This window comes from Dactylosporangium sp. CA-092794 (assembly GCF_050948465.1).
In the GTDB taxonomy this organism is placed as follows: domain Bacteria; phylum Actinomycetota; class Actinomycetes; order Mycobacteriales; family Micromonosporaceae; genus Dactylosporangium.
This window is the reverse complement of sequence record NZ_CP192044.1, coordinates 6,239,087-6,259,373: the sequence shown is the minus strand read 5'-3', so window position 1 is coordinate 6,259,373 and position 20,287 is coordinate 6,239,087. Positions and strand designations below refer to the sequence as shown.

The following is a 20,287-nucleotide window of genomic DNA, read 5'->3' as shown; positions in this document are numbered from 1 at the left end:
CCGCTCACTCGACCGTGAGGCCGCGAGGGACCGGCCGCGTCTCAGGCCCTCAGGCCAGCGCCAGGCTCCTCGACCAGGCGCTCGGGCCCGCGCCGGGCCGTGCTCGACCAGGCCGTCAGGCCCGCGCCAGGCCCTGCTCGACCGCGGCGATGATCTCCGGGCGCAGCTGCTCGGGGCGGACGATGGCGTCCACGGAGCCGACCTCGACCGCGCGCTGGATGCTGTGCACGGCGTCGAACTCGGCGGCCACCTCGCCCAGCTTCTCCGCCCGGACCGCGGCCCGCACCTCCGCCAGCAGCGTGACCAGCGCGGCCCGCTCCCCGCCGGTGGCCTCGGCGACGCGCGCCCGCAGCTCGGCCACCCGCTGGTCCTTCGCGGTGCGCGCGTCGACGTCGCCGGCGAAGACCACCGCCGCGGCCGGCGCGCCGCCGATGACCGAGGCGAACGAGCCCTCCACGGCCAGCACGGTCATGTTCGGGTTGAGCGCCTTGGAGAACACCACGAACGCGCCGCCGTGGTAGCGGGAGATCACGCAGAACACGATCGGGCCGCGGAAGTTCACGATGGCCCGGCCGATCTCCGCGCCGTACTCCAGCTGCAGCTTGCGCATCGACTCCGGCGACCCGTCGAAACCGGAAAGGTTCGCCAGCACGACCAGCGGCCGGTTGCCGCTGGCCGCGTTGATCGCCCGCGCGACCTTCTTGGACGAGCGCGGGAACAGCGTGCCGGCGGTGTACGTGTCGGGGCCGTCGGTGGGCGGGAACCCGCGCCGCGGCACGGACCGGGACTCGATGCCCAGCAGGCACACCGGGATGCCGCCGAGGTGCACGTCCTGCACGACCGCGGTCTCGGCGTCGGCCATGCCGGCCCAGCGCTCGAGCGCCGCGTGGTCCTGGTCGGACAGCGCGCGCATGAGCGTGCGGATGTCGAACGCCTTCTTCCGGTCGGGGTTGCTCTCCCGGGAGAAGATATCGCCGACGGTCGTGAAGTCGCTGTCCGGCACCGCGTGCGGATACGGCGAGATGTCCCGGTCGATCGGGTCGCTGGTGGCCGCGCGGCGCGGCCGGGCCTCGCCGGGCGCGATGTAGGTGTGGTCGTAGTGCGACATCAACAGGTTGCGCGCACCCCGCAGGTCCGGTGCCCAGTACTGCGCCTGGCCGTTGGGGCCCATCACCCGGTCGTAGCCGCCGATGCCGAAGTTGTCCTCGGCCGAGACGCCGCCGGAGAAGTCCAGCGACTGCTTGCCGGTGAGGACCATCGCCGACTCCGGGGTCATCACCAGGATGCCCTTGGTGTGCATGAGCATCGTGGCCTCGGCGTTCCAATACGGCTGGGCGCCGACCGTGATGCCCGCGACCACGATGTTGATCTCGCCGCCGGCCTGGGTGAACTCGACGATCCGCTTGAGCGCGGCGGCGACCCAGTCCATGTTCTCGGTACCGGAGGACATCGAGATCCGGGCGCCCGACGACAGCGCGAACCAGTCGACCGGCACGCGCATCCGCTCGGCGAGGTCCAGGGCGGCGATCACCCGCGCGCACTCGGGTTCCGACAGGGCGCCCAGCGACTTGGTCGGGTCACCCAGCAGTACCACCCGGGTGACGCCTTCGGGGTAGCGCTCGGTCGGCGTGCTGACCACCCCGGCGACGATGGCGGCCTTGTTGTGCCCCCTGGGTCGTTCGACCGGCCGGAGGGTGCCGCTGTCGTCGAGGTCGTACTCCGTGAAGCCGCCGCGCTGGCCGGCGAGCATCTCGGTCAGCTCGTACGGATACGTGGTGCCGCGCCGGCGGGCCGAGAGCACCTTGCGCCGGTAGTCGTCGAGCGGCAGGATCGGCTCGGTCGTGGGCTCGGTGACCGACATGCGCATGCCCTGGTCGTAGGAGATCTGCACCGCGATCTCGGTCAGCTCGCCGGTGGCGCGGTCGCGCTGGCGGCCCAGGAACAGCACCTCCTCCACGCCCGCCCCGGCCGTGATCGGCAGCAGCCGCTGGGCGATGGCGTTGAGCTCCGCGACGGTCAGCTCGCTGGTCGGCCAGACGTAGATGGTGATCCGGTTCGTGTCGAAGCGCTGCCGGGCCGGCCGCTGCGCCTGAACCTTCCGGATCGCATCGAGGCACGCGTCCAGCGCGCCCTCGATCGCGGGCAGCGCGAGGATGCGGCCGTCGGCGTCCCGCAGCGGCGTAAGGTCGCGCACCTGGGCCATGGCCGCCAGCCGTTCGTCGCCCGGGTTGTTCGGCGCGACGCAGTGGAAGAGATACACCTCCTCGTCGGCGGACGGCAGCCGGGTGAGGTCGTAGTGGCGCAGCCGCGGCAGCTGCAGCCGCTCGGCGATCAGCGGGTGCAGCCCGCGGATCACCCGGTCCTCGCCCAGGCCGGGCCGGAAGGTGAAGTGGTGGTGCATCTCCGCGCCGGTGCGCCCGGCCACCGACATGGTCACCCGCTGCAGCCCGTCGAGCAGGCCGGCCCGGTCGAGGACCTCCCGCAGGGTGGCCGCCATCGCGTCCGGGTCGGGCTGATCGGTCCAGGTGAGGTACACGTCGGCGACCGAGTCCGGTCCGGCCAGCCCGGCGACCCGCTCCAGCGTCACGGCCAGGTCGGCGAAGTCGGTGGCGGCGGCGACGAGCCGGAAGCGCTCGCCGTCGCGGTCGTAGGCCGCGGTGAAGAACGACTGCCCGGCCACCTCGACGGACCCCGCCTCGCTGGCGCCGCGGTTGCCGTAGTAGCGGCGGCTGAGCACCTCGAGCATCGGGCCGTGGTCCGCGCCCGGCTTGCCGATGCGCTGGCCGAGCAGGCGGACCAGAGGCTCGGGCGAGGCGACCATTTTCGCGATCCGCTCGGCCCGGTCGGGCGCGTCCGGGTTGGTGTCGAGGTACCGCAGATGGCCGCGGACGTCGGCGTAGACCTCGGCCCGCTTGCGGCGCAGCATGGGCTGGGCGGCCCAGCGGAACACGACGCTGCGGGCCAGGTCGCCCACGACCGGGAAGCGCAGCTGGGTGGCGAAGATGAGGTGCTCCAGCGCCTGGCCGACCAGGTCGCGCAGACCGTTGGCGGGCAGCGGCTCGGTCAGCCACTGCTGCAGGAACGTGACGATCACCGTCACGTCGGCCGAGGCCCGCTGCTGCGCCAGGAAGATGCGGAACACCGCCTCCTCGAGCGCGGGCGTGCGCTCGAAGTCCTCGACGCCGTAGTGCGCGAGCACCCGGGCCAGGCGCGTGCGGAACGTCTCCGACAGGGCGGCCCGTTCGACGTCGAGGCTTTGCAGGTACGTGTGGAAGTGCTCGCGCGGGCTGTGCACCCGGCTGTCGGCGCGGCCCTCCTCGCCGGCCGGCCGGTTGCGGCTGAGCTCGGAAAGGTCCGCGAAGAGCCGCAGCAGGCCGACCTCGGCCTCCAGCGGGCGGCGGCGCAGCTCGGCCCGGGCGGTCAGGTAGTTCGACAGGGCGCGGCGCTCGTCGGCCGGATCCAGGTCGTACCCCAGCAGGAGGCTGCGCAGGTCGGCGATCCCCCGCGCGACCCGGGCCTCGGCCGAGAGGCCGGTCGGCTCGGGCGGCAGGTCGAGATCGATGGCCTCGCTCTGGGCCGCCGCCTCGCCGGGCTCCTCGTCGCCGATGGGCTCCAGGCGCAGCAACGGTGCGCCGGTCTCCACCTGGCTGCCGACCGAAACCAGGCACTCGCGCAGCCTCGCCTTGAACGGCGCGCGCAGCACGGTCTCCATCTTCATGCTCTCCAGCACGAGCACGGGTGCGCCCGGCTCGACCTCGTCGCCGACGGTGAGCGGCGTCGCGACGACCAGCGCGGGCGCGGGCGAGCGCAGCACGCCGCCCTCGTCGCGGCTGACCCGGTGCGTGGTGCCGTCGACCTCGACCAGGTGGGTCGGTCCGTGCGTGTCGGTGACGAGCCGGAACCGCCGGCCGTTGACCAGGATCCGGCCGGTGTGCTCGTCGAACCTTTCCAGTTCCACGTCGAGGGTGGCGGCGTCGCCGATGCCGACCCGGAACCGCCGGGGCCCGGTCTGCGCGACCGTCACCCGGTAGCTCGCGCCGCGCAGCTTGAGGTCGATCGGCCGGCCGCTCTCGTGCTGGACCTGCGGGCGGCCGCCGTGTGCGGTGGACAGCAGCCGCTGGCGCTCGACGGCCGCCTGGTCCTCGTACGCCTCGATCGCCGCGGCGGCCAGCGCGACGCCGGAGTGCCGGGTGGAGACCAGCCGGCCCTCGGCCCGGACCCGGTCGATCCAGCCGGTGTCCGCGCTCGCGTCGATCACCTCGGGCTGGTCGAGCAGGTCGAGCAGGAAGCTCTTGTTGGTGGCGCCGCCCTCGATGATCACGGTGGTCTCGGCGACCGCCCGGCGCAGCCGGCCGAGCGCCTCGTCGCGGGTCCGGCCGTAGGCGATGATCTTGGCGATCATCGAGTCGAAGTCGGCCGGGATCACGTCGCCCTCGCTGACCCCGGTGTCGACCCGGACGCCGGGGCCGCTGGGCAGCGCCAGCCGCACGATCCGGCCGGGCGACGGCGCGAAGTCGCGGTCGGGGTCCTCGGCGTTGAGCCGCGCCTCGATGGCGTGCCCGACCTCCACCGGCGTCTTCGATGGCTCGCCGTGCCCGAGGCGTCCGCCGCCGGCCACGTGGATCTGGGCCTTGACCAGGTCGAAGTCGGTGGTCGCCTCGGTGATGGGGTGCTCGACCTGCAGCCGGGTGTTGACCTCGAGGAAGGCGAACAGCCGATCGCCGGGATGGTAGAGGAACTCGACGGTGCAGGCGCCGCAGTAGCCCACGGCCAGCGCCAGCCGCTCGGCCGCCGCCTTCAGCTCGCCGGCCTGCTCGGGGGCGAGCACCGGCGAGGCGGACTCCTCGATGACCTTCTGGTTGCGCCGCTGGACCGAACAGTCCCGCACGCCCAGCGCCCAGGCGGTGCCCTGCCCGTCGGCGATCACCTGCACCTCGACGTGCCGGGCGCCGGTGACCAGCCGCTCCAGGAACACCACGCCGCTGCCGAACGCGCGCGCGGCCTCCAGGCTGGTGCGCTCGTAGGCCTCGGTGAGGTCCTCGTCGCTGCGGACCACGCGGATGCCCCGGCCGCCGCCGCCCGCGGTCGCCTTGAGCATCAGCGGGTAGCCGATCCCGGCCGCCGCGCGCTTGGCCGCCTCCAGGCTCTCCACCGCGCCCCGGCTCCACGGGGCCACCGGCACGCCGACCTCCTCGGCGATCAGCTTCGCGCCGATCTTGTCGCCGAGCTTGCGCATCGCCTCGGCGCTCGGGCCGATGAAGGTCACCCCGATCTTCTCGCAGACCTCCGCGAAGGCCGGGTCCTCGGCGACGAAGCCCCAGCCCACCCAGGCCGCGTCGGCGCGGGACTCGACCAGCGCACGCTCGAGGACGGCGTGGTCCAGATACGGTCGCGCGGAGGCGGGCCCGAGGCAGTAGCTGTCGTCCGCCTCACGAACGAAGGTGGCGGTACGTTCGGCGTCGGTGTAGAGCGCGATCGTCTCGATCGGCGGGGCACCGGCCTCGGCGTTGAGCTCGCGGACGGCGTGGATGAGCCGCATGGCGGCCTCTCCGCGGTTGACGATGGCGATACGCCTGAACACCGGGTAACCCCTCCGATCACAACAGAACGGGGACGCCCCTGCCGGGCGGGGGTCCCCGTAGACAACCTTTGACGCTACCGCCTGGTTTGAGAACCGTTGTACCCGGCAATTGGTACGCGCAAAAGTTGTGGACTTTTACCAAACGGTCGCGATCATGATTCGTGCCCCCGGCTCCGTCACCACCCTAGCCACACCGGCGACACCCCGCGCGCGATAGCTGCGGACCTTTGCCGGTTTTGGCGGTTTTCGCTGGTGGGCCGCCCGTGATGGGCGTCGGCGTGCGCCGGGTGACCGAAAGCGATCAGCCTGATCCGGGCCAGACCGCGGTCGCCGGCCCCCTGGGGCCGGCGACCGCTGCGGGAAACGGTCAGTCCGAGAATGCCCAGGCGGCGAGCGGCTCGCGCTGCTCGAGCCAGGCCGGCGGGATCCCCGACCGGCCGGTGTGGGCGGCGACGATCCCGCCGGCCATCGCCGCCGTCGTGTCGACGTCGCCACCCGCCTCGATGCAGGCGCGGATCGCGGCCGGGTAGTCGTCGAGACGGGTCGCGGCGACCCACAGCGCGAACGGTACGGTGTCCTCGGCCAGCACCTGGGAGCCGTTGCCGAGCTCGTAGGCAGCCTCGGCGACGCTCGCGCGCAGCAGTCGCCGCGCCCGCCGGATCCCGTCGTGGACCCGGCCCTCGACCAGGTAAGCGAGCACGGCGTCGAGGAGTTCCGCGGGCGCGGGCCGGTTGCGGACCAGCCGCGCCCAGCCGGCCTCGGCGGCGGCGACCGCGACGGCCACCGCGCCGAGGATGGCCTCCGCGTGGGCGTGGGTGACCTCGGCGGAGCGCATCGCCTCGAGCGCGGCGGTCCGCGAGTCCCCGGCGTGCAGCGCGCCGAGCGGCGCGACCCGCATGGCCGCGCCGTTGCCCATCGACCCCTGCCCGCCGAAGGCGTCGCGGGTGACCTCGCGCCACGGCTCACCCTCGCGAATCCGGCGCAGGATCACCACCGCACCGGCGCCGTAGCCGCGATACGGTTCGCAGCGCTCCGCGAACGCCCGGGCGAGCCGGTCCTGGTCGATGCCGCCGGCCCGGCGCAGCTGCGCGACCAGCGTGCAGGCCATTTCGGTGTCGTCGGTCCACGGCCAGGAGCCGGCGGGCGCCGTGCCGTCGAAAAGGTCCTCGAAGGTTGTTCCAGGGACGAAGAACTGCGCCCCGAGCGCGTCGCCCACGCTGAGCCCGTCGAGGCTGTCGTGGCAAAGTGCGAAGTCGGCCATGTCTGCGGCGACATTACCCCACGAATCGGTCCGCGTCGCCCCGCCCCACCGCTGGCACTTTTCCGGGATTCGACCCGCTCCCCCGGACCGTACCGTTCTTCTCAACAGCGACGAACACCAATCACAGCGAGGGATAACGAACATGAGCGACGACGTCGACTACGGCCACTACGAGCAGGGCCAGGAGTCCGAGGGCCTCGACCAGCTGCACCAGGCGCAGGGCTCGGAGGCCGACTACGACAACCAGTACGGCGTGTACGAGGCCGACCACCACGCGGCCGAGAGCACCGACTTCTCGCAGGGCCACCACGTGGAGTACGACGCCCCGGCGGCCGTGCACTACGAGGCCGACGACTACACCAACTACAGCCACAACGCGGAGGTCGACGACCACGTCTTCGCCGCCGAGGGCAGCGAGCACGCCCACCAGGCCGAGTTCTCCGAGCTCGACGCCCTGCAGCAGCGCTTCGACACCGCCTTCGCCGAGGGCACCGAGTACCGCGGCGGCCCCGCCGAGCTGGGTCCGGTCAGCTGACGACCCGCATCACACCCCGCCACCACGGCCGGCCACCTCCGCACGGGTGGCCGGCCGTCGCGCGTCCCGGCCCGCCCGGGTCCGGACCGTACCGGTCCGAACCGGCCGGGAAACGGTCCGGTCTGGCGGGGGAAACGGTCAGACCGGGTCGGCGAACAGGCCCGTGTCGCGGGGCAGGAGCGCGATGCACGACTGCAGCCGCCGATGGTGTGCCCCGCAGACCGTGATGAGCGCGTCGGCGTCGCGGGCGGTGAAGGCCGCCAGCATCTCGGCGTGGTCGCGGTGCAGCAGTTCCCGGTCGGCGGTGCCGAGATGGGTCATCGGCTGCAGCGGTTCGGTCATGTTCCAGGCCGTGCCGAGCATGTGCAGCAGGCGCCGCATCCGGCAGGGGCGGATCAGCGCGAGGTGGAAACGGCGGCTCTCGCGGTGGTAGGCGCGCCCGTCGCCGGCGCGGACCGCGACCTCCAGGGCCGCGTGCGCGGCGCCCGCGCGCTCGTCGTCGTCGCCGCGCGCGAGGCCGATCGCGACCCGCAGCGCGGCCGTCTCCAGGGCCTCCCGGACGAGGTAGATCTCGCCGAACTCCTGCGCCGTCAGCTTGGCCACCCGGTACCCGAGGTGCGGCCGGTGGTCGACCAGGCCCTCGCCGATGAGGGTCATCAGGGCCTCCCGCACCGGGATGCGGGACACCCCGAACGACGCGGCCACCCCGTCGACCGGGATCGGCGTGCCGGGCGGCACCTCGCCGTCGAGGATGCACGCGCGCAGCTCCTCCAGGATCTCACCCTGCGAGCTGCCGCCCGGCCGGCCCGCGAGGAGCGACACGAGCACCGACCGCCGCCGGGGACCGGGCATAGGCACCTCCGCGGAGTCGACCGAACCCCGAGCGTAAGACGCGCCGGTTATCGGCGCGTTTCACAGCTCCGTCGCCGATCCGCGCCGGGTTTGAAACGGTCCGTCGCCGACCCGCGCGAGATCCGCACCGCGTCTGGAAACGGTCCGGTGCCGCACTCGGGCGAAATCCGCGCCGGGTTTGAAACGGTCCGGCACCGACCCCGTGCGAGATCCGCGCCGGGTTTACAACCGTCCGGTGCCGCACTCGGGCGCGCCGGGGTGCGTCCGGCGGTTACGCGGCGGTCTGGACCGAGCGGCGGGCGAAGCCCATCATGTAGCCGTCGATGACGGTCCGGGCGGGCGCCGACGGGTCGGCGGCCGCGCCCAGGGCGACGAACAGCGGGATGAAATGGTCCGGCGTCGGGTGAGCGTAGGGCATACCGGGTGCGCGCTTCGCCCAGCCGGCGAGCGCGTCCACGTCGCCGCGGGCCAGGGCGTCGGCGGCCCAGGCGTCGAAGTCGGCGGACCAGGCCGGCACGGCGCCGTGCAGCAGCATCTCGCGGGTGGTGAACGGCAGGCCGTGGACCATGAAGCCGGAGCCGATGACCAGGACGCCCTCCTCGCGCAACGGTCGCAGGCGCTCGCCGATGGCCAGCAGACGGTCCGGGTCATGGGTCGGCAGGCTCAGCTGCAGCACCGGCACGTCGGCGAGCGGGTACATGGCCATCAGCGGCACCCAGGCGCCGTGGTCGAGCCCCCGGCTCGGGTGCTGGTGGACCGGCTCCGTGGCGGGCATCGCGGCCGCGACCCGCTTCGCCAGGTCGGTGGCGTCCGGCGTGGCGTAGGTCAGCTCGTAGTAGCGCGGGTGGAAGCCGTAGAAGTCGTACACCAGCGGGGTGTGCGCCGCCGGTGCGGACAGGGCCAGCGGTGCGGTCTCCCAGTGGGCGGAGATGATGAGGACGGCCCGCGGCTTGGGCAGCGACCGCGCCCAGGCGAACAGCTCGCGCATCCACGGGCCGTCGTCGAACAGCGGCGGGGCGCCGTGGCTCAGGTACAGCGTCGGCAGCGGCCCGTCCTCCGGGCGCCACGGCCGGTGGTCCCGGGCGCGCGGCAGCGCCTCAGTGAGGAACTCGTCGTAGGCACCGGCCGGAACGGCCGGGTTGAGGATCGAGGTCATGCTTCCCCGCCTTGCGGTTCGAGGCAACGGTCCGGCCGGTCGACCGTACACGTGACGCGCCGGTCGGCCGCGCGCGGCCATCGCTGCCGAGCTTCGGTCCAAAGGCCGACCGAAACCTGGAACCGTTCGTACCGTTCGGACATTCCCCGGCGGACCCGGGACGCGGCCGCTCGACGAGCCGGCGGCGGCGCCGTGTGCTGCCGCCTCGGGACGGGAGCTATCCGCGGGTGGGACCGGCGGCCGGGGTCAACGCGGCGGTGAGCTGCGCCAGCCCGGGTCCGGACAGCAGCGGCAGGACCGCCGTGCGCCCGCAGGTGAGCATGAGCAGAGCGCCCATCGGGCCCTCGACGGACGGCACTTCGCCCGCGGTGCCGACGGAGGCTGCGGCCGCGGCCGACGCGGGGGTCGGGGCCGACGCGGAGGCGGAAGGGGAGGCGGAGGCCGGGGCGGGGTGGACGGACCAGGCGGCGTTCGACCAGTCCGCGTCGGTCGCGGTCAGGCGGAAGTGGCGCAGGGTCCGCTTGATCGGGAACGGCCGCGGCCAGCGCATCGTCCACATGCGGGTGGCGGCGACCGCGGCCGGGCCGGGCGGCATGGCCAGCTCGCGGCCGAGCGGGATGGCGATGTCCTGCGCGTGCACCAGGATGTCGGTCAGCGTCTCCAGCCGGGTGACGCCGGGGTTGTGCCGGCGTGAGCCGACGGTGGCGCGGATCCGCGCGACCAGCTCGGCGTCGCCGGCCTCCGCGACCCGGGCGACGGCCATGTCGTGGATCGCCCGGTCGAGGTCGCCGCGGGCGCGCAGCATGATCGGCAGGCGGGCGAGCATGTCGCGCGGGCGCAGCTCCTGCAGGGTCAGGTGGGCGGCCACCTCGCGGACCGTCCACCGGGTGCACAGCGACGGCGCGCTCCACTCGGCGGGCTCCAGCGAGGCCAAAAGGTCTGCCACGGCGGCGCGCTGGTGGTCCACCGCCGACCAGAGCGCCTGGCGGTCCATCGTGACGGTCATTGCGGTACCTCCGCTCGGATGACGGCGGTGACCAGGACCCGGATCTGGCCCGACGGGTCGAACGCCGGGTCGGGCATGGCCAGCTGGTGCAGGACGATGCCGGTCCAGTGGTTCATGATGATCGGGGCGTCGCGGGCCGGGTCGGCCGAGCCGCTGCCCCGCACCCAGTTCGTCGCCCAGGCGTTGACCCGGGCGCCGGTGGCCAGCAGCTGCGCGCGCAGCTCGGGCCGGATCGCCGACTCGAGCAGGATGGCGTAGCGCGACAGGGTCAGCGCCCGCTGCGGACCCGTGCTCAGCCGGGCCGCCAGGGTCAGGACCTCGGCGAGCTCTTCGGGGCCGGTCGGCAGTACCCCCGAGGCGATCTGCTCCCAGTTGGACCGCTCGCGCTCGGCGAAGCGCTCGACCACCCCGTCGATGAGCGCGTCCCGCGTGCGGTAAAGGTTCGACGCCGACCCGGCGGGCAGCCCGGCGGCGGCGTCGACGGCGCGGTGCGTCAGCGCCCGGATGCCGCCGGTGCCGATGACCTCGATGGCCGCGTCGAGCAGCCGCTCACGCCGTGTCACGCTCACGCCGTCAGACTACACCCGTAGTGAAATCAACTACAAGTGTTGTCCGACTCGGACCGTCAGTTCGTCAGGATCGCGCCGGCGATGACGCCGACGAGATGATCGGCGCGGGACGCGACCGAGGGTTGGTCACCGAGCCACGCGAGCGCCCCGGCCAGCGCGAACAGGTCGGCGCCGTCGATGTCGGTCCGCGCCACGCCTGCGGCCTGAGCGCGGGCCAGCAGGCGCGCGCCCGCCGCGCGCATCGTGACGCACGAGGCATGCAGTGCGGACTCCGGGTCCTCGATGGCGGCCATCATCGAGGCCACGACGCCCCGATAGCCGGCCGCGCCCGCGACGAACTCGCGGAGCCACGACGCGAGAGCATCCCCGGGTGAGCTCGACGACTCGAGTTCGCTCGCCCTGGCCGCGAGCTGGTCGAAGCCCGCACGGAGCAAGGCCTCGAGCAATGCCTCCCGCGTCGGGAAGTGCCGGTACAGCGTGCCGAGCCCGACGCCGGCCTTGCGGGCGATATCGCGCAGCGACGCGTCGGCGCCCTGCTCGGCCACGACGACGCGCGCGACCGCGAGTAACTGGTCGTAGTTCTTCCTGGCGTCAGCCCGCATCTGCCCACCTTGACGATCGGAGCGGCGCTCCAGATATTCGGAGCACCGCTCCGGTGAGCGTAGCCGAGCGGCGCCGGAACGAGGAAGCCATGCCGGCGAACACGAGGAGGGCGATCCGGCCGCACGAGCGCGGAATGCTGGCGATCGGCCAGGTGACGGGCTGTTATTCTCGCCGACCATGACAGCTGCGCGTCAGCGCCTCGGGATCGACTTCGGCACCTCTACGACCATTGCGATGCTGCAACGGCTCGACGCCCGCGTGCAGCCGCTGCTGTTCGACGGTTCGCCGCTGCTGTCCTCCGCCGTGCTGCTCGGCCCCGACGGGCAGCTGCACACCGGCCGCGACGCGGCGCACCTGGCCCGCAGCGCGCCCGAGCGGCTCGAACCGAACCCGAAGCGCCGCATCGACGAGGTCGCGGTGCTGCTGGGGGACCGCGAGGTCGCCGTGCGCGACCTGATCGTCTCGGTGCTCGCCCGGGTCGCCCGCGAGGCCGGCCGGGTCGCCGGGCCGGTGCGCGACGCGGCGCTGACCCACCCCGCCAACTGGGGCCAGAACCGCCGGGCGCTGCTCGCCGACGCGGCCCGCCAGGCCGGATTCGTCAACGTCGAGCTGGTCGGCGAGCCGACCGCGGCCGCCACCTACCTCGCGCACACCCGCGCCGGCGCGCTACCGCCCGGTTCCTGCGTGCTGGTGTACGACCTGGGCGCCGGCACCTGCGACGTCACCCTCCTGCGCCGCACCCCGACCGGCTTCGAGCAGGTCGCCTCCGACGGGCTCAACGACGTCGGCGGGCTGGACGTCGACGCCGCCGTCATCGCGTTCCTGCAGGCCACCTACGGCGAGCTGTGGACCTCCGCGGCGACGCGCCGCCAGCTGTGGGACGACGTGCGCTCGGCCAAGGAGATGCTCTCGCGCGCCAGCGGCACGGTGGTCATGGTCCCGGCGCTGGGCAAGGAGGTGCCGCTGGGCCGGGAGCAGCTCGAAGGTCTGGCCCGGCCGGTGTTGCGGCCGACCGTTTCGATGACCCGGGCGCTGGTCCAGGAGTCGGGTGTGGGCACGGCCGCGATCGCCGGGCTGTTCCTGGTCGGCGGCTCCAGCCGGATCCCGCTGGTCGCCACGATGCTGCACGAGACGCTGGGGATCGCGCCGGCCGTCGCCGAGCAGCCGGAGCTGGTGGTCGCCGAGGGTGCGCTGTACGTGAACCGAATGGTCTCGGCCGCGCCGCCGACCGCGGCACCGATCTCCGCGACGCCGGGCCCGGCCCAGCCGGTCTCCACCGCGCCGTACCCGTCGACGCAGACCTTTGCCGCCCCGCCGGTGCCGTCCCCGGTCTCGACGCAGCCATTCGGTCCGGCTCCGGTCTCCCCGCCCTCGCCCGGCTATACCGGCCCGGCCGGTTACGCCGGCCCGAGCGCCTACCCGCAGCCGCCCGTCCCGGCCGGCCGGCCGTATCCGCCACCGCATCCACCGGCCGTCCCGGCGACCCGCCGGCGCGGCCTGTCGCCGGCGCTGATCGCCGTGCTCGTCGTCGCCGCCCTGCTCCTGGTCACCGGTGCGGTCGTCGGCGCGAACCATTTCCTGAGCGCCGGGTCCGGCACGAACCCGACCGCGAACGGCGGCACCGGACCGGGCGCGGCGGGTGGCCAGGGCACGGCCGGCACCGCGGACCCCGGCAAGTATGACCTGGCCAAGATCCCCGCCGACGAGTGCGCCGCTGCGGACATCAGCCCGTTCAAGGATGTGTACGAAGCCGAGCTCGGCGCACCGACCTCGGCCAGGAACCCGAATGCCACGGTCAACCAGTCCACCTGCACCCTCACCCGGGAGCACGCCGGAGCCGATCCGAGCAATATCCAGCTCGGGACACTGCTGTTCATCGCATTGGCGTACAGTAATGTCGCCCTGGCGGTCACCTTTCAGAACAGCGACCTGGCGACCGCGAAGCTGGCCGGTCCGCTCAGCACCGTGGCCGGCCTCGGCGAGGAGGCCATCGTCTTCGAGACCACCCAGACCGACGACAAAGCGAAGACCGAGCTGCACCTGACGCTGGTGGTCCGCGACAGCAACGTCCGCCTGACCGTTTACTACATCGGGTCTCGCCAGGACGGCGCCGGCTGGAGCCAGAAGGACAAGGACAGCCTCCGCGACAAGCTCGTCGCCTCGGGCAAGGCCGCGTTCGCCAAGACCATCGCCGGCATGGCCAGATGACCCGCGCCCGCGCACTGCTGACCACGGCGGGCCTGCTGGCTCTCCTGGCGGTGTGCGCGGGCGGCGCGGTCGTCACCGACGTGGTGCACTACGCCACGGGCCGCCGGGGCACGATCACCGTGCGGGCCTGCAGCCACGACAACGAGTCGCCCAGGTCCCGCTACCAGTGCACGGGCACCTTCGCCACGGCCGACGGCACGGTCGTCAAGGACTCGGTCGGGTTCGTCAAGACCTACGCCGAGGACCCGGGCGCCCGCGTCCCGGCCACCCTCAACGGCGACACGGTCAACGAGGTGAGCCCGGCCGCGACCGTTACCGGCGCCCTGGTCACCGCCGCCGCCCTGGCCGGCGCCGCCACGCTGCTCGTCCTGCGCCGCCGCCTGCCCAAGGCGTGAGCAACCCACGACCGGACCGGCCGGCCGAACCCCAGGCAACTCGTCCCGCGCCGCCGCCTGCCCAAGGCATGAGCAACCCGCGACCGGACCGGCCGGCCGGAGCCTAGGCAACGCGCGACGGCACCGGCAGACCGAAACCGGAGAGCGGGCCGGAGTACCGTTTCGCGGGCGGCGGCGCGAACTCGCCCCGCGGCGACGTGCGCAGGCCCAGCGTCACCAGCGACTGCACGAACAGGGTCGCCGCGGCCACACCGTCCACGACCGGCACGCCCAGGCGGGCGGCAACGGTCGCGCAAAGGTCCGCCATGCCGGCGCAGCCCAGCACGATGACGTCCGAGTCGTCCCGCTCCAGGGCCCGGCCGGCCAGGGCCGTGACCCGGTCCGCCAGGTGCGGATCCCGGTCGAGTTCCAGCACCGGGATGTCGCACGCGTGCACGCCGCGGCAGGCGCCGGCCGCGCCGTAGCGGGCGGCCAGCTCCCACGCCCGGCCGCGGGTACGGTCCAATGTGGTCACCACACTGAACCCGCGCCCGACGAGCGTGGCGGCGTGCATGGCGGCCTCGGCGATGCCGACCACCGGGCCGCGGGCGAGCTCGCGGGCGGCGTCCAGGCCGGGATCGCCGAAGCAGGCGATGACGTAACCGTCCACGCCGGACGCCTCGCCGTCGGCGACCGCGGCCAGGACCCCGGGCACGCTGAGTGCCTCGTCGTAGTGGCTCTCGATGGAGGCCGGGCCCATCGCGGAGGTGACCGCCTCGACGGTGACGCCCGGACCGGCGACGGCCCGGGCGTTGACCTCGATCCTGGCGGTCATCTCCGCGGTGGTGTTGGGGTTGACGACCCGGATGCGCATCGCTAGACGGCGCTCGTGCGGGCCCGGGCGGTGAGCGCCAGGTAGCTCAGCAGCCCGAGACCCATGCCGATGAACCAGCTGTACTGCGCGGTGGTGTGCATGCCCGGCCCGTGCGTCCACAGCACCGGCACGACCGCGACGACGGCGCCGACCGCGGTGGCGATGATCGCCGGCGGGTTGTAGCCCTTGCGGTACCAGTACCGGCCGTCGGGCGCCATGGTGAACATCGCGTCCACGTCGACCCGCTGCCGGCGAAGCAGGTAGTAGTCGCAGATCAGCACCCCGAAGAGCGGGCCGATCGCGGCGCCGAGGATCTCCAGGGTGTAGTGGATGACGTCCGGGTTGTTGTAAAGGTTCCACGGCGTGATGAGCACCGAGCCGACCGCGGCGATCATCCCGCCGGCCCGCCAGCTGATCCGCTGCGGGCTGACGTTGGAGAAGTCGAACGCCGGCGAGATGAAGTTCGCCACGATGTTGATGCCGATGGTGGCGATGGTGAACGTCAGCGCGCCGAGCACGATCGCGAACGTGCTGTCGATGCGGGCAACGGTCTGCACCGGGTCGGTGATGAGCGTGCCGAAGACCGGGATCGTCAGCGACGCGGTGATGACGACGAGGATGGAGAAGGCCAGGAAGTTGAGCGGCAGGCCGAGCAGGTTGCCGAGCCGGACGGACCGGAACGACCGGCCGTAGCGCGAGAAGTCGCCGAAGTTCAGCATCGGTCCGGAGAAGTACGACACCACGAGCGCGATCGCGCCGAGCATGACCGGCACGGCGTCGAGGCCGGTGTACTTCACGTCGCCGAGCTTCAGGTCGATGTTGCCCCAGCCGGCCTTGTAGATGAGGTATCCGGCGAGCACGATCATCACGACGTAGACGGCCGGGCCGCAGAAGTCGATGAACCGGCGGATGGTCTCCATGCCGGTCCAGAACACCGCGGCCTGCAGCACCCACAGCAGCGCGTAGGAGCACCAGCCGAGCAGCGGCAGCCCGAGGAAACCCCACTGGTGCACGTCGGCGTACGGCGCGAGGCCGGGCCACAGCTTGAGCACGACCACGTCGAGCGCGGCGGAGGCGAGGTAGGTCTGGATGCCGTACCACGCCACCGCGATCGACCCGCGGATGATGGCCGGCACGTTGGCGCCGAGCACGCCGAACGCGACGCGGTTGATGACCGGGTACGGCACGCCGGTGGCCTGGCTGGGCCGGGCGACCAGGTTGCAGAACACGTACACGATGCTGATGCCGACGAGCAGCGACACCAGCACCTGCCAGCTCGACAGCCCGAGCGCGAACAGGCTGCCCGCGGTGACGTAGCCGCCGACGCTGTGCACGTCGGACATCCAGAACGCGAAGATGTTGTAGGCACCCCACGTCTGCTTGCGCAGCGGCGCGAGGTCCTCGTTGGTGAGCCGCGGGTCGTACCCGGGCCGCATCTCCCCGCTGCCGACGGGCATGCCGGCGGCCTCGACGAGATCCTGATGCTGTGCCGTGGCTTCCTGCGAGCCTGAAATGGTGTCGGCCATGCCAACACGCTAAGAACGGGCTGTTTCCGCGGGATGTTCGCAGATATATATTCTTCCCGGTCACTGCGACGGCGGCCCCGCCACCGCCCCGGACCGGACGTTCGAGCGGCGGGGCGGGGCCGGCGCGGATCAGGCGGCGACGAGGTCGAACTGCTCCCGCTGGCCGACGGCGGTGCGGTTGGCGATCAGCGCGGCGGCGCCCGCGTTGTCCGCGCACACGTAACGGTTGTTCACCGTGGCCAGCAGGCTGACCGTTGCGTTGGCATTGGTCACCAGCCGGAAGGTCTCCCACGAGCCGGCCGTGGCGCGGTTGGCGATCAGCGCGGCGGCGCCCGCGTTCTCCGCGCACACGAAACGGTTGTTGACCCGGGCCCGCAGCGCGATGGTGCCGCCGCCGAGGTCGATCCGGTCGAACTGCTCCCAGGCGGCGACCGTGGCGGCGGTCGCGAGCAACGGGGAGTTGCCCGCGTCCCGGGCCGAGACGAAAAGGTTGTTCGCCCGGGAGCGCAGCGCGACCGCACCGGTCGGCGGCGGGGTGGTGCCGGGCATCGGCTGGGTCGGGCGGGTGGCGGTCAGCGGGGTCTGGCCCTTGAACATGCGGCCGCCGTCGGCGGTCAGCCGCAGGTAGTAGTCGGACGAGCAGGCGACGCCGTCGGCGTCCAGCGCCGGGTGGCCGAAGTCGGTCGGCTGCATCGACGCGTTCTCGGCCGTCTTGGCGATCTGGTTGCCCTCGTTGAACTCGTCGAACATCGACACGTAGAGGCCCTGCGCGCCGAGCCGGGTCATGTTGTAGATGTGGTGCCAGTAGAAGTCGCCGTGCGCGCGGGCGCCCGCCGAAAGGTCGCCGGGCATGACGCAGGGCTGGTAGTCGATGCCCCGCGCGTTGCAGTCGGCCTGGTCGCCGACGTTGGCGTTGGTGTAATACGAGTCGAGGCCGGCGATGTCGCCGGTGCGCCCGACCATCCACGGCGAGATCATGTTGAAGGCGTGGTACACGTCCAGGAACCCGGGCCGCGAGTCGTTGACGCCGGTGCGCCACCAGGTCGGCACGCCGCCGATGACGTAACAGCCCTGCGCCTTGAACCAGTTCACCACGTCCAGGCAGGGCGCCGGTGCGAACGGCCGGCCCGGGTCGTTGAACCCGAAGCCCCAGATACACACGACCGGTTTGCCGTTCTGCCGGGCGTACGCCGGGGAAGCGGTGTAGGCCGACATCTTCTGCGTCCAGTCGGTCTTGAGCTCCGACTGCATATTGGTCCAGCCGGTGACGTCGTACATGATGTAGAACTTCCGGCCGGTCGCCTCGGCCGCGCCGCGGACCTTCACCGCCATCGCGTCGCGGGTCGGTCCTTCGCCCCCGAACGGGTTGAACCGCTGCAGCGCGGCGGTGTCGCAGCCGTAGTCGCGCATCCACGTGAAGTGGGTGTCCACGGTCTGCTGGTCGTAGGAGGAGAACAGCCGCGCGGGCTGCCCGCTGCCCAGGTTGGCGTAGGCGGTGGTGTACCCCTTGGTGAACTCGCGCAGGTCCGGCCACGAGACGATGGTGGTGTTGGACGCCGACGGCGGCTGGCCACCGTTACGGCTCCAGTGCCACCACGAGTTGATCGGGGCGCCGTCGCCCGGACAGGCGAACCAGCCCTGGTAACCGACGGTGATCTTGCCGACCACGTCACCCGGGGCGCTGGCCGCCTCGGCGGGGCCGGCGGCGAGCGTGCCGGCGGTGAGGGAGCCGACCGCACCCAGGCCGGTGGCGGCCAGCCCGGATGCGAGCACCTGACGTCGTGTGAGGCTCATGAGGTCCCTTTCGGCGCGGGACAGGAGCGCGCCGATCGCACCTGCGGGTCTCACCCCAGAATTTCGCCGACGTCAATGTGCTTGTCAACCGTTTCATCGGATGACTCGGCGGTACTGTCGAGAAATAAGGGCCGCTTAAGGCGCTGACGGGGCCGATTCCTCCGATGTCAGCGCCGGCGGCAAAGGTCTGCCAACGCGGACGAATCCGGGTCCACCACGTGGTATGTGTCGGTCTGGGCGTTGGGGACCATCCGGAGGCGCACGTGGGCGTCGAACCGGTCGCAGTAGGACGGCCGGACGCGGACCAGCGCGACCGTATGCGGGGAGACCGGCGGCGCCGCGGCCAGCATCGCGAGCAGCAGCACGGCGAGCGCGCGCGGCCGGAGGCGCCGCCGAGCCGGGGCCGGTGCGGACCTTTCGTCCGGGTCGGGCGCGGAATAGCGGTCGAGGTCGATCACCGCCGCCATGCTAACGGTCCGCGGCGCGGACCATTGCCCCGTGACCGATCGACCGTCCGGCACCGGCCGCGCGCGACCGCGTGGTCAGAAGGCTACGGCGGTGGTCAGCAGGCCCGTGGCCGTACCACGGCCGGAAAGAACGCGGCAGAAGTCCAGCGCGTCGAGGCGGATCGGCTCGCCCTCGCCCGTGCCCCAGGTGCCGCCGGCCGGGCCGGCCAGCTCGAGGCGGTAGGGCCGGCCGTGGCGGTCGGCCCACTCGTGGACGATGTCGTCGACGATGCGGCCGTCGTGCTCGGCGGTGACGTGCGGCGGCAGGCCGGTGGCCGCGCAGATGTCCAGGCGGTGCATGAACGGGTCGCGGGTGAGGATGACGTCGGCGAGGTAGCCGAACGTCCACGGCTCCAGCTGCCCGCCGATGAGCTGCAGCTCGGGCATGGCGCGCCGGCGCAGGAGGGCGGGCAGGCGGCGGCGGCCGCGGACCGCCTTCGAGGCGACCGCGCGCCATTTGGCCACCAGCTCGCCGGTGCCGAGCCCGGCGTTTCGCCGCACCTGCAGCGCGGTGAGCTCGTCGAGGGAGGTCGGGGCCTTGCGGCGGCGGGCGGCCCGCTGCGCGGCGAGCGTCTGCCCCACCATCTGGGGCACGCTGCTCATCATCTCCATCATGCCGAGCACGTGGCCGGCGGTGGCGCGCACGTCCCAGCCGGTGTTGACGGTCGGGGCGGACCATTGCCCGGGCTCGAGGCCCTGCAGGAGCTCCGCGCCGCGCTCATACTCGGCGGCGGCCAGGGCCATGGCCTCGTCGCGCCCGATCGCGGGGGTGCGGGGCGCCGACCCGCGGCGGGGAATGGTCGTGGTGGTGGACGTCGTCATGAACCGCTCCCGTCGTGGATGCCGAGGCTGTCGGCGTACATGTCGACGGCCCGGTCCAGCAGGCGCGCGTAGCGCTCACCGCCCGGGTCGTTGGCGAGCTGGGCGTCGGCGAGACCGCCGACGAGGGCGATGAACAGGTCGACGTCCTCGGTGCGGCGGATGCCGTGCCCGGCCATGCGGGACACGAACGACTCCAGGGCGGCGACGGAGGGTGCGTAGGCGTCGGGGCCGGGCTCGAAGCCCGGGATGACGCTGCGGTTCATGAGCTGGTGGCGGGCGGGGAACGCGACGGCGAAGTCGAAGTAGAACCGGGCGTAGTAGCGCAGCGCGGCCCGGTCGCCGGGCGGGACGCCGGGCTCGGCGACCTTCTCCGCCTCCCGGAACTGCGTCCACGCGTCGCCGAACATCGCGTCGTAGATGGCGTGTTTCGACGCGAAATGGGTGTAGAGCGAGGGCGCGCGCATGCCGACCAGGTCCGCCACGTCGCGCAGCGTGACCTGGGCGATCCCCTTCTCGCGCGCGACCTGCCAGGCGGCGTCGACGATCTCCCGGCGCGTCGCCGTACGGCGTTCGGCCTTCCTATCGCGTTTTGGTTCGCCTAACACGATTAGGAGTCTGCG

The 20,287-nt window shown here is 72.8% G+C and carries 16 protein-coding genes; 3 read left to right on the top strand and 13 right to left on the bottom strand.

All coding sequences use genetic code 11. From position 1 onward, the window contains the following. Window positions 1-115: 115 nt before the first annotated feature. A complete protein-coding gene (locus tag ACQPXD_RS26395; protein WP_432843093.1) occupies window positions 116-5,581 on the bottom strand; it encodes a biotin carboxylase N-terminal domain-containing protein in 5,466 nt (1,821 codons plus the stop codon). 367 nt (window positions 5,582-5,948) lie between these two features. Beyond that, window positions 5,949-6,842 (bottom strand): ADP-ribosylglycohydrolase family protein, encoded by an 894-nt coding sequence (locus tag ACQPXD_RS26390; RefSeq protein ID WP_432843091.1) that lies wholly within the window; start codon window positions 6,840-6,842, stop codon window positions 5,949-5,951. Between the two features lie 142 nt (window positions 6,843-6,984). Between ACQPXD_RS26390 and ACQPXD_RS26385 the strand changes: the two genes are divergently transcribed. Next, a complete protein-coding gene (locus ACQPXD_RS26385) occupies window positions 6,985-7,377 on the top strand; it encodes a hypothetical protein (RefSeq protein ID WP_432843089.1) in 393 nt (130 codons plus the stop codon). A gap of 138 nt (window positions 7,378-7,515) precedes the next feature. Here the strand turns inward: ACQPXD_RS26385 and ACQPXD_RS26380 are convergent, their stop codons facing one another. From ACQPXD_RS26380 to ACQPXD_RS26360, 5 genes are all read right to left on the bottom strand, one after another. Next, window positions 7,516-8,229, bottom strand: coding sequence for a GntR family transcriptional regulator (locus tag ACQPXD_RS26380; protein ID WP_432843087.1), 714 nt, complete (start codon window positions 8,227-8,229; stop codon window positions 7,516-7,518). A 271-nt stretch (window positions 8,230-8,500) separates the two neighbouring features. Beyond that, the gene (locus tag ACQPXD_RS26375; protein WP_432843085.1) at window positions 8,501-9,385 is read right to left on the bottom strand and encodes a dioxygenase family protein; all 885 of its coding nucleotides are present in this window, start codon (window positions 9,383-9,385) and stop codon (window positions 8,501-8,503) included. Between the two features lie 217 nt (window positions 9,386-9,602). Continuing rightward, window positions 9,603-10,391, bottom strand: a complete 789-nt coding sequence (locus ACQPXD_RS26370; protein ID WP_432843083.1) for a maleylpyruvate isomerase family mycothiol-dependent enzyme — start codon at window positions 10,389-10,391, stop codon at window positions 9,603-9,605. After that, on the bottom strand, window positions 10,388-10,960 hold the full coding sequence (locus tag ACQPXD_RS26365; protein ID WP_432843081.1) for a TetR/AcrR family transcriptional regulator: 573 nt from the start codon (window positions 10,958-10,960) through the stop codon (window positions 10,388-10,390). Before ACQPXD_RS26365 ends, ACQPXD_RS26370 begins: the two co-directional genes overlap by 4 nt. Before the next feature lie 56 nt (window positions 10,961-11,016). After that, complete coding sequence (locus ACQPXD_RS26360; RefSeq protein ID WP_432843079.1) at window positions 11,017-11,562, bottom strand: TetR/AcrR family transcriptional regulator; 546 nt, start codon at window positions 11,560-11,562, stop codon at window positions 11,017-11,019. 178 nt (window positions 11,563-11,740) lie between these two features. Here ACQPXD_RS26360 and ACQPXD_RS26355 point away from each other — a divergent pair, with 178 nt between their 5' ends. Further along, window positions 11,741-13,771 carry an Hsp70 family protein gene (locus ACQPXD_RS26355; protein WP_432843077.1) on the top strand — a complete coding sequence of 677 codons (2,031 nt, stop codon included), beginning with the start codon at window positions 11,741-11,743 and terminating at the stop codon, window positions 13,769-13,771. Continuing rightward, complete coding sequence (locus ACQPXD_RS26350) at window positions 13,768-14,166, top strand: hypothetical protein (protein ID WP_432843074.1); 399 nt, start codon at window positions 13,768-13,770, stop codon at window positions 14,164-14,166. Before ACQPXD_RS26355 ends, ACQPXD_RS26350 begins: the two co-directional genes overlap by 4 nt. A 103-nt stretch (window positions 14,167-14,269) precedes the next feature. On the opposite strand, the gene ACQPXD_RS26345 is transcribed toward ACQPXD_RS26350, so the two are convergent. From ACQPXD_RS26345 to ACQPXD_RS26320, 6 genes are all read right to left on the bottom strand, one after another. Beyond that, on the bottom strand, window positions 14,270-15,019 hold the full coding sequence (locus ACQPXD_RS26345; RefSeq protein WP_432843072.1) for an aspartate/glutamate racemase family protein: 750 nt from the start codon (window positions 15,017-15,019) through the stop codon (window positions 14,270-14,272). A gap of 2 nt (window positions 15,020-15,021) precedes the next feature. Further along, window positions 15,022-16,545 (bottom strand): NCS1 family nucleobase:cation symporter-1, encoded by a 1,524-nt coding sequence (locus ACQPXD_RS26340; protein WP_432843070.1) that lies wholly within the window; start codon window positions 16,543-16,545, stop codon window positions 15,022-15,024. A 129-nt stretch (window positions 16,546-16,674) separates the two neighbouring features. Beyond that, window positions 16,675-18,339: a lectin gene (locus ACQPXD_RS26335; RefSeq protein ID WP_432843068.1), complete on the bottom strand. Its 1,665-nt coding sequence runs from the start codon at window positions 18,337-18,339 to the stop codon at window positions 16,675-16,677. A 167-nt stretch (window positions 18,340-18,506) separates the two neighbouring features. Further along, a complete protein-coding gene (locus ACQPXD_RS26330) occupies window positions 18,507-18,797 on the bottom strand; it encodes a hypothetical protein (RefSeq protein ID WP_432843066.1) in 291 nt (96 codons plus the stop codon). An 84-nt stretch (window positions 18,798-18,881) separates the two neighbouring features. Next, window positions 18,882-19,667: a maleylpyruvate isomerase family mycothiol-dependent enzyme gene (locus tag ACQPXD_RS26325; protein WP_432843064.1), complete on the bottom strand. Its 786-nt coding sequence runs from the start codon at window positions 19,665-19,667 to the stop codon at window positions 18,882-18,884. Further along, window positions 19,664-20,272 carry a TetR/AcrR family transcriptional regulator gene (locus ACQPXD_RS26320; protein WP_432843062.1) on the bottom strand — a complete coding sequence of 203 codons (609 nt, stop codon included), beginning with the start codon at window positions 20,270-20,272 and terminating at the stop codon, window positions 19,664-19,666. Before ACQPXD_RS26320 ends, ACQPXD_RS26325 begins: the two co-directional genes overlap by 4 nt. Window positions 20,273-20,287 lie beyond the last annotated feature (15 nt).

What these genes read in the sequence shown, in the direction of transcription:
- ACQPXD_RS26390 (WP_432843091.1), bottom strand. Translation starts at nt 6,842, where the DNA reads ATGGCCGACTTCGCACTTTGCCACGACAGCCTCGACGGGCTCAGCGTG.
- ACQPXD_RS26385 (WP_432843089.1), top strand. Translation starts at nt 6,985, where the DNA reads ATGAGCGACGACGTCGACTACGGCCACTACGAGCAGGGCCAGGAGTCC.
- ACQPXD_RS26380 (WP_432843087.1), bottom strand. Translation starts at nt 8,229, where the DNA reads ATGCCCGGTCCCCGGCGGCGGTCGGTGCTCGTGTCGCTCCTCGCGGGC.
- ACQPXD_RS26375 (WP_432843085.1), bottom strand. Translation starts at nt 9,385, where the DNA reads ATGACCTCGATCCTCAACCCGGCCGTTCCGGCCGGTGCCTACGACGAG.
- ACQPXD_RS26370 (WP_432843083.1), bottom strand. Translation starts at nt 10,391, where the DNA reads ATGACCGTCACGATGGACCGCCAGGCGCTCTGGTCGGCGGTGGACCAC.
- ACQPXD_RS26360 (WP_432843079.1), bottom strand. Translation starts at nt 11,562, where the DNA reads ATGCGGGCTGACGCCAGGAAGAACTACGACCAGTTACTCGCGGTCGCG.
- ACQPXD_RS26355 (WP_432843077.1), top strand. Translation starts at nt 11,741, where the DNA reads ATGACAGCTGCGCGTCAGCGCCTCGGGATCGACTTCGGCACCTCTACG.
- ACQPXD_RS26350 (WP_432843074.1), top strand. Translation starts at nt 13,768, where the DNA reads ATGACCCGCGCCCGCGCACTGCTGACCACGGCGGGCCTGCTGGCTCTC.
- ACQPXD_RS26345 (WP_432843072.1), bottom strand. Translation starts at nt 15,019, where the DNA reads ATGCGCATCCGGGTCGTCAACCCCAACACCACCGCGGAGATGACCGCC.
- ACQPXD_RS26340 (WP_432843070.1), bottom strand. Translation starts at nt 16,545, where the DNA reads ATGGCCGACACCATTTCAGGCTCGCAGGAAGCCACGGCACAGCATCAG.
- ACQPXD_RS26335 (WP_432843068.1), bottom strand. Translation starts at nt 18,339, where the DNA reads ATGAGCCTCACACGACGTCAGGTGCTCGCATCCGGGCTGGCCGCCACC.
- ACQPXD_RS26325 (WP_432843064.1), bottom strand. Translation starts at nt 19,667, where the DNA reads ATGACGACGTCCACCACCACGACCATTCCCCGCCGCGGGTCGGCGCCC.